The sequence below is a fragment of the Allomuricauda sp. XS_ASV26 genome (assembly GCF_041224615.1).
Classification (GTDB): Bacteria; Bacteroidota; Bacteroidia; order Flavobacteriales; family Flavobacteriaceae; genus Flagellimonas; species Flagellimonas alginolytica.
In genome coordinates this window covers 117280-133201 of record NZ_JBGFGK010000031.1, presented here as the reverse complement: position 1 = coordinate 133201, position 15922 = coordinate 117280, and the positions used below count along the sequence as shown (strand labels likewise).

Sequence of the window (15922 nt, the reverse complement as noted above, 5' to 3'; positions counted from 1 at the left end):
GAAAATGGCAAAGATTACCGCCGCAGAGGTAAATAAATTAAGAAAGACCACCGGAGCTGGAATGATGGATTGCAAAAAAGCTTTGGTCGAAGCAGAAGGTGATTTTGATAAGGCAATAGAGATCCTTAGAAAAAAGGGTCAGAAAGTAGCAGCAAAAAGAGCTGATAGAGAATCTTCAGAAGGTGCTGCCATTGCAAAGGTAAACAGCGACAATACACAAGGAGTTGCAATTTCATTGAACTGCGAAACTGACTTTGTTGCCAAGAACGATAGTTTTGTAAAGCTTGCCAACGATTTGGCCGATATCGCACTAGGTTTCGAAAGCAAAGACGATTTCTTAGCTGCTTCCTTCGATGGAATGACCGTAGCTGATAAATTGACTGAGCAAACCGGGGTTATCGGTGAAAAAATCGAAATCGGAAGCTTTGAAAAATTGAATGCCCCTTTCGTAGGTTCATACATACACGCTGGTAACAAAATCGCGACTTTGGTAGGTTTGTCCGCCAATGTTGACGGTGCCGCCGAAGCCGCAAAAGATGTAGCCATGCAAGCTGCTGCTATGAACCCTGTTGCATTGAACGAGGATGGTGTTGACCAATCGATCATTGACAAAGAAATCGAAATCGCAAAAGATCAATTGCGCCAAGAAGGCAAACCAGAAGAAATGTTGGACAAGATCGCCCAAGGTAAATTGAAGCGTTTCTTTAAGGACAACACCTTGGTAAACCAAGATTTTATCAAAGACAGCAAGCAAAGTGTTTCCCAATATGTTAAGTCTGTAGACTCCAGTTTGGAAGTTACAGGATTCGCAAGAGTGGCACTTGGTTAATTTGCCTGCAACATAATTTCACTAAACCGCTTCCCAAAAGAAGCGGTTTTTTTGTGATGGTATCAAACCTAGAATTCTTCATTTCCCGTAAAATATTTTGATTATTTTTGTCCGGACTTCAATATACTTTTAATGCATTACAAAAGAATTTTATTAAAGCTAAGCGGCGAAGCCCTAATGGGCGAAAAACAATATGGTATAGATGCCAAGCGATTGGATGAATATGCCGAAGAAATAAAATCAGTAATCGATAAAGGTGTAGAAGTGGCCATCGTAATTGGCGGGGGAAACATTTTTCGGGGATTGGCCGGAGCTAGCCAAGGTATGGATAGGGTCCAAGGAGACCATATGGGCATGTTGGCAACAGTGATCAACGGCCTCGCACTGCAAAGTGCCCTTGAACTAAGAGGGGTGCAGACCAGGTTACAATCGGCCATAAAAATCAATGAGGTTGCAGAACCTTTTATCAGAAGAAGAGCTATTCGCCATTTGGAAAAAGGCAGAGTGGTGATTTTTGGAGGGGGAACCGGAAATCCATACTTTACCACCGACTCCGCAGCCGTACTGAGAGCTATTGAGATCAAAGCGGATGTTATCTTAAAAGGTACACGAGTGGACGGAATTTATACATCTGACCCAGAGAAGGACAAAACGGCTACCAAATTCGACTCCATCTCTTTTAACGAAGTGCTTTCCAAAGGCCTCAAAGTAATGGACACAACCGCCTTTACCCTCAGTCAGGAAAACGAATTGCCCATCGTTGTTTTCGACATGAACACACGTGGCAACTTAATGAAAATAGTTTCAGGAGAAAATATTGGAACAGTGGTCAACGTGTAGTTGAACGCAGATAATGGATTCAGTTTTTATATATTTATAATTATGGACGAAGAAGTAAAATTTATTCTTGATAGTGCAAAGGAAAGCATGGATGCCAGCATCGCTCACTTGCAAAAAGCATTGACAAAGATCAGGGCCGGCAAAGCCAGCCCAATGATGCTATCTACTGTAATGGTAGATTACTATGGATCACAGACTCCGCTCTCGCAAGTTTCCAACATCAATACTCCCGATGCGCGAACCTTGTCCGTTCAACCTTGGGAAAAAAATCTTCTTGGTGAAATCGAAACTGCCATTATGAATGCCAATTTAGGCTTCAATCCAATGAACAATGGCGACATGATCATCATCAACGTTCCACCTTTGACCGAAGAAAGAAGGGTTCAACTGACCAAACAGGCAAAATCCGAGGCCGAAGATGCAAAAGTGAGTATCCGAAGCGTAAGGCAAGACGCCAACAAAGAGCTTAAAGCACTGGATATTTCCGAGGATCTTTTGAGCAATGCCGAGGTCGATGTTCAGGAACTTACCAATTCCTACAGTGAAAAAGTCGATAGCATTTTAACGGCAAAAGAAGCCGAGATCATGAAGGTGTAAAACTTCAATTTTGACTACGGTCTTTTCTAGGAACACAACATATCATTTTCTACCTTTGCGGCCAACAAAACCCACATGGTAGCAAAGCTCACTAAAGGATTTTGGCCTAAGGTCGCAAGAATTATTCTCCGAAATAGAATCCTTATTCTTTTGGGGGTTGCCGGATTCACTGTTTTCTTGGCGATGCAGTGGAAAAATATGCGTTTTTCCAACACCGAGGCCAATATTCTTCCAGATGACCACCCGGCTACTATTGAGTACAATTCCTTTACCAAAATTTTTGGAGAAGAAGGGAATGCCATTGTACTGGCCGTTAAGGATCCGGCCCTGTTCACCCCCAAAAATTTTAACCGCTGGAATACTTTGAGCAAACAGCTCGACGCATTTCCAGAGGTGGATTATGTGATCTCTCTCGAGAACTTGAAAGAACTTGTCAAGGACAGCATCACCCAGGCTTTTGTAATGCAGCCGCTTATTCCGGCCCCACCAAAAACCGCACAGGAAATTGAGTCCCTTAAAAACCACTTGTTCAAAGAACTGCCATTTTACGACAATTTGGTGTACAATCCCGAAACAGGTACCATTCAAACCGTAGTGTACCTGGACAAGGACATCATGAACACTGCCGTTCGGAACGAATTTATCCTTAACGACCTTGGGGCACTGGTAAACGATTTTGAGGAAGAGACCCAAATGAATGTCCATGTTTCCGGAATGCCCTACATAAGAACTTGGAACACTAAGTCCATTGTAGATGAAATTGGCCTTTTTATTGTAGGCGCCCTTCTAGTCACCTCCATTATCTTTTTCTTTTTCTTTAGAAGCTTTAGGGCCACATTTATCTCTATGTGTGTTGTGATCATAGGTGTAATGTGGGCTTTTGGCATATTGGGACTTTTGCAGTATGAGATCACCATACTTACGGCCCTTATACCTCCATTGATCATTGTAATCGGTATTCCCAACTGTATTTTTTTGATCAACAAATACCAGCAAGAAGTAAAAAAGCATGGCAACCAAGCCCTCTCCCTACAAAGGGTTATCTCTAAGATCGGCAATGCCACATTAATGACAAACATTACCACCGCATCTGGTTTTGCCACCTTCATCATTTTAGACAGCCAATTGTTACGGGAATTTGGCATTGTAGCCTCTATCAATATTATCGGAATATTTATATTATCCCTACTGATCATACCTATCATTTATAGCTTTATGCCGTTGCCCAAGACCAAGCATTTAAAGCACTTGAACAAAAAATGGATGGACTTTTTTGTCAATTGGATGGAAAATATGGTACGAAACCACAGAATTGCCGTGTACATTACCACCGTAGCGGTTCTGGTTTTGAGCATTATCGGAATTTATCAGATGCGGATTACAGGAAGTAGGATCGAGGACCTGCCAAAGAAAAGTCATTTTTATAAGGATATCCAATTTTTTGAGGCCGAGTTTGATGGTATAATGCCCATGGAAATTGTAGTGGATACCAAACGAAAAAATGGGGTGACAAAACCAGCCACTTTAAAGCGTATGGACCAACTTGGAACGGTAATCGATGAAATTCCCGAACTCTCTAGGCCCATTTCCATTGTAGATCTGGTAAAATATTCCAAACAGGCATTTTACAATGGCATCCCTAAATACTATCAACTGCCTACCAGTCAAGAGAACACATTTATAATGAGCACTGTTCAAAAATCGTCAACCGGAGAAGCCGACCTCCTACAGAGTTTTGTGGACAGCACTGGGCAAACTGCACGTTTGACCACCTACATGCGCGATGTTAAAATAGATCGCATGGAGGAAATAGAAAAGGATGTACAGGAAGCCATTACCAAACAGTTCCCATCGGAACGGTACAATGTTTTTATGACAGGCAAGGCGCTGCTTTTCCTAAAAGGAACCAAGTATTTGGTGAAAAACCTATTATTATCCCTGGCTTTGGCGATCGGACTTATTTCCCTGTTCATGGCCTATTTGTTCCGCTCGTATAAAATGGTAATCATATCCTTGGTCCCCAACTTATTGCCTTTGGTTATCACCGCAGGTGTTATGGGCTTTTTGGGTGTCCCTATAAAACCATCCACTATTCTCGTTTTTAGTATCGCCTTTGGTATTTCAGTGGATGATACTATTCATTTTTTAGCTAAATACCGCCAAGAACTCACTGCCAATCGTTGGCACATTAAAAAGTCGGTGTATGCAGCTCTTCGAGAGACCGGTGTTAGTATGTTCTACACTTCCATTGTATTGTTCTTCGGGTTTTCGGTCTTTATTATTTCGAGTTTTGGGGGAACCAAGGCCTTGGGCGGATTGGTTTCGGCAACTTTATTGTTCGCTATGCTCTCCAATTTGATCTTATTGCCATCACTTCTGCTTTCTTTAGAAAGAAGCATTGCCAATAAACAAGTGCTCAAAAAACCTCAAATCGACATTTTACCAAAGGAAGAGGATAACCTCAAGGACAAATAGTGAGCGGAATGTCCATAAATTAAGCCGTTCCATTGCCATCATTTTTTATCAAAAACCTATCTTTACCAACTTAATTACGATAGTTTTAGAATGATGTCTTATTCCATAAAAGAATTGCTGGAAAAGCAACCCGTAGGAGATTCCGTTGAAGTAAATGGATGGGTAAAAACATTTAGAAGTAACAGGTTTATTGCCTTGAACGATGGTTCCACCATTCATAACCTACAATGTGTAGTTGATTTTGAAAATTTGGACGATACGATCCTCAAACAAATTTCTACAGGAGCTGCATTAAAAATTTCAGGAACCCTGGAAGAAAGTCAAGGTCGTGGACAAAGTGTGGAGATCCAGGTTACGGATATATTCGTGCATGGTACAGCCGACCCGGAGACCTACCCTATCCAGCCCAAAAAACATTCGTTGGAGTTTTTACGCGAAAAAGCCCACCTAAGGGTACGCACCAATACATTTTCGGCCGTAATGCGCGTAAGATCTATGCTATCCTTTGCCGTACACAGCTATTTTCAGCAAAATGGCTTTTACTATATGCATGCCCCAATCATTACCGGTTCCGATGCCGAGGGTGCAGGTGAAATGTTCCGTGTTTCTACTTTGGATGCCAAAAACCCACCTTTGAACGATGCCGGGGATGTGGATTATTCCCAAGACTTTTTTGGAAAGGAGACCAACCTTACCGTATCTGGTCAGTTAGAGGCAGAGACCTACGCCATGGGCTTGGGCAAGGTATACACCTTTGGCCCCACCTTTAGAGCGGAAAACTCAAACACATCCCGCCACTTGGCAGAATTCTGGATGATAGAGCCCGAGATGGCCTTTTACGACCTGGATGCCAACATGGACCTTGCAGAGGATTTTATAAAATATATCATCCAATATGTGCTGGATCACTGTCAGGATGATTTGGAATTCTTGGAAAAACGCCTTTTGGACGAGGAAAAGACCAAGCCACAGAACGAGCGTTCGGAAATGGCCCTGATCGAAAAATTAAAGTTTGTTGTTGAGAACAATTTTAAAAGGGTGTCCTACACGGAGGCCATCGATATTTTAAAGAACAGCAAACCCAACAAAAAGAAAAAATTCCAGTTCCCTATTGATGAATGGGGCGCAGATCTGCAGAGCGAACACGAACGCTTTTTGGTAGAAAAACACTTTAAATGTCCAGTAATTCTTTTTGATTACCCTGCCAACATCAAAGCATTTTATATGCGCTTGAACGAGGATGGCAAAACGGTTCGCGCCATGGATGTACTCTTCCCTGGAATCGGCGAAATTGTTGGAGGCTCCCAACGTGAAGAGCGTTTGGATGTACTTCAACAAAAAATAAAAGCACTGGATATTGACGAAAAAGAACTTTGGTGGTACTTGGATCTAAGAAAATTCGGCACAGCGGTCCACAGTGGTTTTGGCCTTGGGTTCGAGCGTATGGTTCAGTTTGCAACAGGAATGGGGAACATTCGAGATGTGATACCTTACCCAAGGACACCCCAGAATGCCGAGTTTTAATTTGATTTTATTATTTTACATAGGAAAGATTGCTAATCATCAATCCGCATGCTAAAACAACATCTACAGTTTAAGCTTTCACAAAAACTGTCTCCTCAGCAGATTCAGCTCATGAAACTTATTCAATTGCCGACCCAGGCATTTGAACAAAGGTTAAAGCAAGAGTTGGAGGAAAACCCTGCATTGGAGAGCGGCAAGGAAGAATCCGATGCGTTGGATGATGTTTATGAGGATACTTACGATGATTCCGCGGATAGTGAAAACATTGATACTGAAGAAATCAACATTGACGATTACTTAAGTGACGATGAGATTCCCGATTACCGCACACAAGCCAATAATTATAGTGCGGAAGATGATGACAAGAGCGTGCCGTATGCTGCAGGCACATCGTTCAACCAATATTTGCTCAATCAGCTCAATACCGTCTATTTAGATGATCAAGAATGGGCCATTGCCGAGTTCCTAGTAGGCAGCGTGGATGAAAGTGGCTACATTCGAAGGCCACTTACCGATATTATGGACGACCTTGCCTTTACTCAGAATATTTACGTAGAGGAAGAGAAGATAGAGCAAGTACTCAAGATTGTACAAGACCTGGACCCACCAGGGGTGGCAGCACGATCGTTGGACGAATGTTTGATCATTCAACTAAAGCGTAAAAGTCAGAAACCGTCCATAGAGCTAGCAACAAGCATTTTGGAAAAATCTTTTGATCATTTTACGAAAAAGCATTATTCCAAATTGATCCAGAAGCATCATATTACCGAAGAACAGCTAAAAGATGCCATTTCTGAAATAGAAAAACTCAATCCCAAACCAGGTGGGTCCTACTCGGGCAACACCCGGATGATCGAACATATTGTCCCAGATTTTTCCATAAAAATTGTGGATGGCGAACTGGAACTTTCGCTTAACGGCCGAAATGCCCCTGAACTCCATGTGTCCAAAGATTACAGCAATATGTTGGAAGGCTATAAAAATGCAAAGGAAAAGTCCAAGTCCCAAAAGGATACGGTAATGTTCATCAAACAAAAGCTTGATGCGGCAAAATGGTTCATCGATGCGATAAAGCAACGTCAACAGACATTGTTTGTTACCATGAGCACCATAATGGAATATCAAAAGGAATATTTTATGACCGGTGATGAGCGAAAGCTCCGCCCCATGATCCTTAAGGATATTGCCGATAAAATCGATATGGATGTTTCTACCGTTTCCCGGGTGGCAAACAGCAAATATGTGGATACGCCATACGGCACCAAATTGATCAAAGATTTCTTTTCGGAGTCTATGAAAAATGAGCAGGGAGAAGATGTATCCACCAAAGAAATAAAAAAGATCTTGGAGACCGTTATTCGGGACGAGGAGAAGAAAAAACCATTAACAGACGCGAAACTAGCCACCATTTTAAAGGATAGGGGGTATCCAATTGCCCGGCGTACCGTGGCCAAATATAGAGAACAACTTGGGATTCCTGTGGCACGGTTAAGAAAAGAAATCTGATGCGCCACATATTCCATATTATCTCTTACCTGTTCCATCCATTGTTCGTACCTATCGGAGGAACCATTGTGTATTTTATGATCGCCCCTTACAGCACCTTGGAAGTACAGAGCGGCAATATTCTACCGATTTTTATACTTACGGTGATCATCCCGATCATTTTCTTTTTGATCTTAAAAAATCTCGGGGTAATCAATTCCATTTTTTTACCTACTGTTCAGGAACGAAAATACCCGCTCTATATAAGCTGTATCATCTTTTTAATGATACTTTATAAGGTAATCCCCAATAATTACGTACACGAGCTCTTTTACTACTTTACAGGCTTGTTAACAGCTACTAGCGCCACGCTGATATTACTATTTTTTAGGTTTAAGACAAGCATGCACTTATTGGGCATGGGAAGTATTCTCACCTTTATGATCGCACTAAGCATTCATTTTGAGATCAACATTACCATAGCAATAAGTTTATTCACCCTTTTTACAGGCTTGGTAGCAACCTCTCGTCTATATCTTAGAGCACATACTAAGAACGAACTATTGATTGGCTTTTTATTGGGTTGCTGTTCCCAGCTGATTATTTTGAAGTACTGGTTATAGGATATAAAATATTAAACCTACCCTGAGCAGACTAAAATCGATAGGTTCACCATTTTCCAACTCTGTTCCCTCCTTGAGTAAATTATTTAATCCATAATAAGCGTGTAAATTCCAGGTATTGTATCCAAAACTAAGGGTGAGACCGTAATGGAATTCCTCGATATCTGGATTTTTAAAGGTGGTATTCCCCATATCGGTAACCAATTTGGATCTACCGGAAAAAACATACCCTAAACGTGCGCCTGCATAGATCCGCCAAAACTTATAGTCTTCAGCTGTGGAAGTACGCCACCTAATTTCTAATGGAAGTTCAATTGCATGGGTTCCCAGCTTACTACGGTTAAAATCGGCCTCGTCCACAATCCCATATGTAATTATATTATCCCCTTCTGTAGCCATCACGTTGGAGTAATAGGCATTAATGGCGTACCCCAATCCCAGACCAATCCCAATATTTCTTCGCTCATTGAACGGAATATCCTTAATAAAGCCAAACTGCAGATTGTAAGAGAGGTTTCGTTGCGATACATTCTCGGGCTTATCAAATAAAACATTATACCCTACCCCCACATAAAACTGGTCTTCCAAATAACGCTGATTGGTTGTAGTTGTTTGGGCATTGCCGGGTAAGGACGATACCAAAAGTACCATACCCAAAAAAATCTGTAGAATTTTACGAAGCATTACATTAACAATTTAAACAAAAAACGCCCCAAATTAAAATTTGGAGCGTTTCCCACTAAATCTAAGCTATTGCCTACTGTAGATTGTTAAAAGCATCCCCCTCATAAGTGGTATAATTCACTTTTAAAGCGTTCACTTCTCTCAATTGTTGCTTTATGTCGGTGATAAGGCCCATGTTTGCTTCCTTATCAACTTTTAAAGCCGTAGTCAATACGTTTTGAAGTTCTTGCGGTTTCTTTGCACGTTCTGCCAAAATAAATGAACCTACTTCGTCCACATTGGCAAATTTATCATTCAATTGGATTTTTGGTTCTGTACCAAATACCTTTTGATATTCTTGCGTAGGTGTCCCCACATAAATATAAATCACGCGATCTTTCTTTTCCAACTTCTTTATTTCCGAAGCGTTTGGAAGAGTATTGGCAACCATTAAAGAACTATCTTTCATCGTGGTCACGGTCATAAAGAAGAACAGTAGCATGAAAACGATATCTGGTAACGATGCCGTTGATACCGCTGGCAAATCGCCATCCTTCTTTTTGGTAAACTTAGCCATATTAAATAGTTGTTAATTGGTTGTGGTTTCTGCTTCTGAAAGTTTTTGTGGGAACATATCCTGGATACGTTTCACTTTGTCTTTCAAATCATCTCTAACGCTGGATGGGGTTTCTGGATTAAGGTATTCTGCTTCCATTTTGGTAAAATCCCTTCCGAACAAACGTTGTGCTTCACGGTTACGCAAGTCGTTGTACGCACCCACCAGTTCGTTTTGAACGGTAATGTATGTACTATACTTGGTCTCCCTGTCATTTTTTAATGAGATAATGGCTTTGGTCGGGTTATCTGATGAGGAAGGATCTTTTCTACCTTTACAGTATGCACAAGTACCGTCTGCACCGTTTTCCAAAAACGCGGTAGCAGCTTTTCTTAAATCCTTAATTTCCATCAAGTTATCCTCAACCAAAAGTTGTCCATTCTTGTTGATATTAACAGTAAAAATGTTTTTCTGCTTAATAACAACATCTGTGTCTGGCGGCTCGATCGGCGGTAACATTCGATCCAGACCTGCATCAGTTTCTATGGTGGTGGTCACCAAGAAAAAGATAAGCAAGAGGAACGCGATATCCGCCATGGAGCCGGCATTTACTTCCGGTGCTCCTTTTCTTCTAGGCATAATTAACTTTTTACTTTACAAACATTCTTTTCAAACCTGGTACTACCATTAGAACTACCGCTACTAGGGTAAGGATAAAAAATACATTTAATCCCATTCCAATGTTTTTCACAGTGCCTTCCGTGGTCTCTACGCCTCTTTCGGACATAGCTTCTACCACAGCCATGTTATCTGAAGAAAGCCCGTAGGATATGGCCACTACAATGGCCAATCCACCAATGGCAAAAAGAGCTTTCTTTAAGCTTCCCTTTGTGGAAAACAATTTTGCAAATCCAAATACTACTGAAGTTACAACTGCAATAGCCAAAAGGATGTACATGATAATGAACATGAAGTTCATTGAGCCGCTATTTATGGCTCCTGGATCATCGGCAGACGGAAGGGAGAACCAAAGAACGGCCGCAAGCAATCCGATGACGATGAGTAATATTTTTACTATTTTATTCATGATTCTCGATAGTTTTTAATTCGTAATTATTTCTTGTGGGCAGCCAACATATCGATCAAAGCGATTGAGCTGTCTTCCATATCGTTTACGATACTATCGATTTTAGCAATAATATAGTTGTAGAAAATCTGTAGGATAATCGCCGTGATCAAACCGAATACGGTCGTCAATAACGCCACCTGGATATCCCCTGCAATCAATGAGGCACTCAAGTTACCTACTGCAGCAATCTTCTGGAAAGCCTGAATCATACCGATTACCGTACCCATGAACCCAAGCATGGGAGCAATAGCGATAAACAAGGATAACCAAGAAACGTTTTTCTCCAATTGACCCATTTGTACACCACCATAAGCTACAACAGCTTTTTCTGCGGATTCCAATCCTTCGTCAACTCTATCCAAACCTTGATAATAGATAGAAGCAACAGGTCCTTTAGTGTTTCTACAAACTTCTTTAGCGGCCTCAACACCACCTGAAGCCAAAGCATCCTCAACTTGTTGCTTCAATTTAGCGGAATTAGTGGTTGCTAAATTCAAATAAATAATTCTTTCGATGGCTACGGCCAATCCCAAAATCAAACAAAGCAACACGATACCCATAAAGGCAGGACCTCCTTGGATAAATTGCTCTTTTAACACTTGGGTGAAACCTTTGCTGGCTTCAGCTTCTTCTTGCAACATTGCTGCAGATGCAGTTGTAGTTCCCATCACAAACATTCCGGCAGCAGCCAGAGAAAAGGATATTTTTTTCATTTTACTTAAACTTAAATTTAGTTAGTTAATAATGTTAAAGATATAAAATTTTATAATAGAAAAACTAAAATACCTTGCAGAGAGGAAGGGATTCGAACCCTCGATACACTTTTGGTGTATACACACTTTCCAGGCGTGCGCCTTCGACCACTCGGCCACCTCTCTATTGTTTCTTTTAGGGCGACCAATAAACAAAAAAATTATTAGTTATAGAAATTTGAGGCGTTAATTTTACAGCATTTCACCACGGAGCGGTGTCTCGAAAATCGTCTTGAACAACTTGTCCGGAACCCTTGTCCCCAAAAGGTACATTGCCTTGGCAATGGCAGCTTCGGTCGTAATATCCTTTCCATTAACCAGTTGCATCTCCTTGAGTTTTTCACTGGTTTCGTAATGTCCCATAAAAACACTGCCTCCCGAGCATTGGGTTACATTAATAATATGCAATCCTTTTTCTGCAGCCTTTTTTAATTCTGACAAAAACCATTTGTCCATTGGGGCATTTCCTGCACCATAAGTTTCCAAAATAAGCGCCTTTAATTCGGGAATTTGGAGCACTGAATGCAGTACTTTTCGGTTTAATCCCGGAAATAATTTTAAAATCGCCACATTGTTGTCCATATTTTTATGCACCTGCAACGACTTGCCTTTGGTGGTTTTCTTCAATAAAATATTCTCGTTCACCTTTAAATGTACCCCGGATTCCACCAAGGGCGGATAGTTCAATGAATCAAATGCTTCAAAATGTTCTGCATTTATTTTAGTGGTTCGGTTGGCCCTGTAGAGCTTGTATTCAAAATATAATCCGACTTCTTGCACAACCGGCCTGCCTTTTTTTTGAAGTGCCGCTATTTCTATTGAGGTTATCAGGTTTTCCTTGGCATCGGTGCGCAAATCTCCAATGGGTAATTGGGAACCTGTGAAAATGACGGGCTTTTCCAGATTTTCCAACATAAAACTGAGTGCCGACGCGGAATAACTCATGGTATCGCTACCGTGCAACACCACAAAACCATCGTTTTCTTCGTAATGAGACTCGATAATTGATGCAATGACCGCCCAGTATTCCGGATTCATGTTGGAAGAATCTATGGGATTTTCGAACGACACTCCGTGCAAATTACAATCCAATTGTTTTAACTCCGGGATATTTTTTACCAGCTCCTCAAAATTAAAAGCCTTGAGCGCACCGGTTTTATAGTCCTTTACCATACCAATGGTACCCCCGGTGTAGATCAATAATATGTTGGGCTTTTTTTTCATAGGTCAGATCCCGAATATGTCCTTGGAGTTTTTAGTCGTAATCTCGGCAATTTCTTCCTCCGGCATTCCATAAATGGAGGATAGTTTTTGCAATATATTTACAATATAGGAACTCTCGTTCCGTTTGCCACGATATGGGGTGGGTGCCAAATAGGGAGCATCGGTTTCCAAAACAATATGCTCCAGTCCAACATTGTGCAAAAACTGGTCAATCTTCCCGTTTTTAAACGTAACCACCCCACCGATGCCCAACTTCATATTATAGGAAATGGCTTTTTGAGCCTGTTCCATGGTTCCGGTAAAACAATGAAAAATACCAAAAAGCCCTTCTCCTTTTTCTTGCTCCAGCACTTCAAAGACCTCATCAAAGGCATCACGACAATGTATTACTATTGGCAATTGATATTTTTTTGCCAGTCGGATCTGATGCGCAAATGCCTCTTGTTGTTCTTTCAAAAAGGTTTTGTCCCAATATAGGTCCACTCCAATTTCTCCTACGGCGTAAAACTTTCGTTTTGCCAGCCATTCCTCCACAATGGCCAATTCTGCCTTGTAGTTTTCCTTTACATGGGTCGGGTGCAATCCCATCATCAGAAAAACATTCTCGGGATAACCGGCTTCCAAATCCAGCATGGATTTTATATAGGTAGAATCTATTGCCGGTACAAAAAACCTTTGCACTCCTTGATCGAAAGCCCTCTGCATCATTTCCGCCCTATCCTCCTCAAAGGCTTCGCTATATAAATGGGTATGCGTATCTGTTATGATCATTTACTGCTATTTTCTTGCTCTGCAGCAACATTGTTCCTATTGCCGTATAATTCCATTGCTTTTGTGAAGTTTTGTGCACCTACTTTGGTTTGATCATAGATAAACCCATCCAATTCGGGATGGTGCTCACTGACCCAGTTGACCAATTGTTCTCTATTTCTTACCCACAGGTCATCATTAAAATCCAAATATTCCACTACATCAATACTTTGTATTTTGCCTTCTTTCATCTTCATGACCTCATGTGTGACAAATGGTTTATTCTGCAAAAAGAGTATGCGGTCACACTTTTTGGAAACCTTTAAATGGAGTTCGTTATCCTTACCTTTTATTTCCAAAATGACATACTTTGGCCTAAATACAGAATCCCACTGGAACAGATCTCTGTACCCTTGTTTGGAAAAAGTTCTCCTGTAATCCATTTCGTTGAACCGAACACTGTCCAAAAACAAACCTACCACTTGATCATAGTTGGAGGTATTCAATCCATGGATGTAAGCTTTTGCTATAGCCTCCTTATCGATTTCCTTTTTGTTAAAATCACATGCGACCAACAAATACATGGCAAAAACCGAAAGGACGACCTTATTGCTGTTAAAACAAACCATAACACAAAAATAGGTTTATCTTAGACGTCCAAAAACTTTGTTTACGATTATATTAAAAGATGTTTTGATCGTTCAAGGTTCAACACTCCCGCATATAATAATATGACATCACTTAAAAAATTCCTGAGATCTAAAGATTATATTAAAATCCCCTTGACATTTACGCAAACCGATCATTTTGAGCTTACGGCCAGCATTAATGGTATTACAGGCAAATTTATTTTGGATACCGGTGCCTCCAACACTTGTGTTGGAATGGATAAAATCGAGTTTTTTGAAATGATTTCGGAAGCTACCGATATTAAGGCGGCGGGAGCCGGGGCCACAGAAATGGAAACTTTGATATCCTCCAGCAACAAAATACAGATCGGGGAGTGGACAAAGAAAAAACAGAAGGTAGTTGTGTTCGATCTTTCACATGTGAACCATGCACTGCTTGCACATAATGCATTGCCCGTAGACGGAATTATCGGTGCGGACATTCTTAAAAAAGGCAAGGCCATAATCGATTACAACAAAAAATGCCTCTACTTAAAAAAGTAAAGGCATTTGCAAGTTCGAGCAATACAAGGCCCTTCGACTATACTCAGGGCACTTGACTCTCTTTATATTATAGTTCCAACGCTTTTTTCACGTTGCCGTCCATCAATAATTCTTCCGGGCTTTCCAACGCTTCTTTTACCGCAACCAAGAAACCAACGGATTCTTTTCCATCGATAATCCTATGGTCGTAAGAAAGTGCTACATACATAACCGGGGCTATGGCAATGGCACCATCCCTAACAATGGCACGTTCCACAATATTGTGCATTCCTAAAATGGCACTCTGTGGAGGATTAATGATCGGGGTAGACAACATGGAACCAAAAACACCTCCATTGGTAATGGTAAAGGTACCTCCTGTCATCTCGTCTACTGTAATCTCCCCTTCCCTTGCTCTTATCGCCAAACGTTTAACTTCGGATTCAACACCACGGAACGTAAGATTTTCTGCATTTCTGATTACCGGAACCATCAATCCTTTTGGCCCCGAAACCGCTATACTGATATCGCAGAAATCGTAAGAGATCATTTCTTTTCCATCTATCATGGAGTTTACCGCAGGATACATTTGCAATGCACGGATAACGGCCTTGGTAAAGAAAGACATAAACCCAAGACTAACCCCATGTTTCTCCTTGAACTCTTCTTTGTATTGCTTTCGCAGTTCGAAGATTGCCGTCATGTCCACCTCGTTAAAGGTAGTCAACATGGCAGTCTCATTTTTGGCAGCTACCAAACGTTCGGCAACTTTTCTGCGCAACATGGACAACTTGGAACGGCTTTCCCCACGGCTTCCGCCTGTTGGCGTACCCATGGAGGCCTTGGCTTTTACCGCATCGTCTTTTGTGATGCGGCCATCTCTTCCACTACCGGAAACAGATGATGGCTCGATTCCTTTTTCGTCCAATATTTTTTTGGCCGCTGGAGACGGGGTCCCAGAAGCATATGTATCTTTCTTGGGTTCCTCTGCTTTGGCAGCCTCCTTTTTTGGTTCTTCTTTCTTCGGCTCTTCTTTTTTGGCCGATGACCCTGCGCCTTCTGGTTTTTCCGCACTGGTATCGATAAGGCAAACGACCTCACCTACCGCTACGGCATCGCCTACCTCAGCTTTTAGGGTAATAATTCCGCTCTCCTCTGCAGGAAGCTCCAATGTTGCCTTGTCCGAATCTACCTCGGCTATGGCCTGGTCCTTCTCCACATAGTCTCCATCCTCTACCAACCACTCGGCGATTTCTACCTCTGTAATGGATTCCCCTGGTGAGGGAACTTTCATTTCTAAAACCATTCTATTATAGTTTATACT

Annotated in this window: 17 protein-coding genes and 1 tRNA gene; 8 read left to right on the top strand and 10 right to left on the bottom strand. The window is 41.4% G+C overall.

The genetic code is table 11. The features are described from left to right. The first annotated feature begins 4 nt into the window (after positions 1 to 4). The 7 genes from tsf to AB9K32_RS08075 all read left to right on the top strand — a co-directional run bounded on the left by tsf (position 5) and on the right by AB9K32_RS08075 (position 8373). Positions 5 to 829, top strand: a complete 825-nt coding sequence (gene tsf / locus AB9K32_RS08105) for a translation elongation factor Ts (protein ID WP_224835514.1) — start codon at positions 5 to 7, stop codon at positions 827 to 829. A 132-nt stretch (positions 830 to 961) separates the two neighbouring features. Further along, positions 962 to 1669, top strand: a complete 708-nt coding sequence (gene pyrH, locus AB9K32_RS08100; protein WP_224835515.1) for a UMP kinase — start codon at positions 962 to 964, stop codon at positions 1667 to 1669. 42 nt (positions 1670 to 1711) lie between these two features. Continuing rightward, a complete protein-coding gene (frr, locus tag AB9K32_RS08095; protein ID WP_224835516.1) occupies positions 1712 to 2266 on the top strand; it encodes a ribosome recycling factor in 555 nt (184 codons plus the stop codon). A gap of 75 nt (positions 2267 to 2341) precedes the next feature. Further along, the gene (locus AB9K32_RS08090) at positions 2342 to 4741 is read left to right on the top strand and encodes an RND family transporter (RefSeq protein WP_369884889.1); all 2400 of its coding nucleotides are present in this window, start codon (positions 2342 to 2344) and stop codon (positions 4739 to 4741) included. 90 nt (positions 4742 to 4831) lie between these two features. Further along, complete coding sequence (asnS, locus tag AB9K32_RS08085) at positions 4832 to 6265, top strand: asparagine--tRNA ligase (protein WP_224835518.1); 1434 nt, start codon at positions 4832 to 4834, stop codon at positions 6263 to 6265. Positions 6266 to 6313: 48 nt separating this feature from the next. Next, positions 6314 to 7771 (top strand): RNA polymerase factor sigma-54, encoded by a 1458-nt coding sequence (gene rpoN, locus AB9K32_RS08080; protein ID WP_224835519.1) that lies wholly within the window; start codon positions 6314 to 6316, stop codon positions 7769 to 7771. Beyond that, positions 7771 to 8373 carry a hypothetical protein gene (locus AB9K32_RS08075; RefSeq protein ID WP_224835520.1) on the top strand — a complete coding sequence of 201 codons (603 nt, stop codon included), beginning with the start codon at positions 7771 to 7773 and terminating at the stop codon, positions 8371 to 8373. Before rpoN ends, AB9K32_RS08075 begins: the two co-directional genes overlap by 1 nt. Here AB9K32_RS08075 and AB9K32_RS08070 read toward each other — a convergent pair. From AB9K32_RS08070 to AB9K32_RS08030, 9 genes are all read right to left on the bottom strand, one after another. Then, positions 8368 to 9057 (bottom strand): porin family protein, encoded by a 690-nt coding sequence (locus AB9K32_RS08070; RefSeq protein WP_369884888.1) that lies wholly within the window; start codon positions 9055 to 9057, stop codon positions 8368 to 8370. The genes AB9K32_RS08075 and AB9K32_RS08070 overlap by 6 nt on opposite strands. Before the next feature lie 73 nt (positions 9058 to 9130). Beyond that, entirely contained in the window at positions 9131 to 9613 is a 483-nt protein-coding gene (locus AB9K32_RS08065; protein ID WP_224835522.1) for a biopolymer transporter ExbD, read from the bottom strand. 12 nt (positions 9614 to 9625) lie between these two features. Continuing rightward, positions 9626 to 10231, bottom strand: coding sequence for a biopolymer transporter ExbD (locus tag AB9K32_RS08060; RefSeq protein ID WP_224835523.1), 606 nt, complete (start codon positions 10229 to 10231; stop codon positions 9626 to 9628). Positions 10232 to 10241: 10 nt separating this feature from the next. Further along, positions 10242 to 10679: a hypothetical protein gene (locus tag AB9K32_RS08055; protein WP_224835524.1), complete on the bottom strand. Its 438-nt coding sequence runs from the start codon at positions 10677 to 10679 to the stop codon at positions 10242 to 10244. 26 nt (positions 10680 to 10705) lie between these two features. Continuing rightward, a complete protein-coding gene (locus tag AB9K32_RS08050; RefSeq protein ID WP_224835525.1) occupies positions 10706 to 11434 on the bottom strand; it encodes a MotA/TolQ/ExbB proton channel family protein in 729 nt (242 codons plus the stop codon). A gap of 77 nt (positions 11435 to 11511) precedes the next feature. Further along, a tRNA-Ser gene (locus AB9K32_RS08045) sits at positions 11512 to 11599 on the bottom strand. 66 nt (positions 11600 to 11665) lie between these two features. Then, the gene (locus tag AB9K32_RS08040) at positions 11666 to 12697 is read right to left on the bottom strand and encodes an asparaginase (RefSeq protein ID WP_252078915.1); all 1032 of its coding nucleotides are present in this window, start codon (positions 12695 to 12697) and stop codon (positions 11666 to 11668) included. A 3-nt stretch (positions 12698 to 12700) separates the two neighbouring features. Further along, on the bottom strand, positions 12701 to 13468 hold the full coding sequence (locus AB9K32_RS08035) for a TatD family hydrolase (protein ID WP_369884887.1): 768 nt from the start codon (positions 13466 to 13468) through the stop codon (positions 12701 to 12703). Then, a complete protein-coding gene (locus AB9K32_RS08030) occupies positions 13465 to 14076 on the bottom strand; it encodes a hypothetical protein (RefSeq protein ID WP_369884886.1) in 612 nt (203 codons plus the stop codon). The genes AB9K32_RS08035 and AB9K32_RS08030 overlap by 4 nt, the downstream gene beginning before the upstream one ends. Positions 14077 to 14178: 102 nt before the next feature. Here AB9K32_RS08030 and AB9K32_RS08025 point away from each other — a divergent pair, with 102 nt between their 5' ends. After that, positions 14179 to 14619: a retropepsin-like aspartic protease gene (locus AB9K32_RS08025; protein ID WP_252078913.1), complete on the top strand. Its 441-nt coding sequence runs from the start codon at positions 14179 to 14181 to the stop codon at positions 14617 to 14619. 67 nt (positions 14620 to 14686) lie between these two features. On the opposite strand, the gene odhB is transcribed toward AB9K32_RS08025, so the two are convergent. After that, entirely contained in the window at positions 14687 to 15904 is a 1218-nt protein-coding gene (odhB, locus tag AB9K32_RS08020) for a 2-oxoglutarate dehydrogenase complex dihydrolipoyllysine-residue succinyltransferase (protein WP_224835530.1), read from the bottom strand. Positions 15905 to 15922 lie beyond the last annotated feature (18 nt).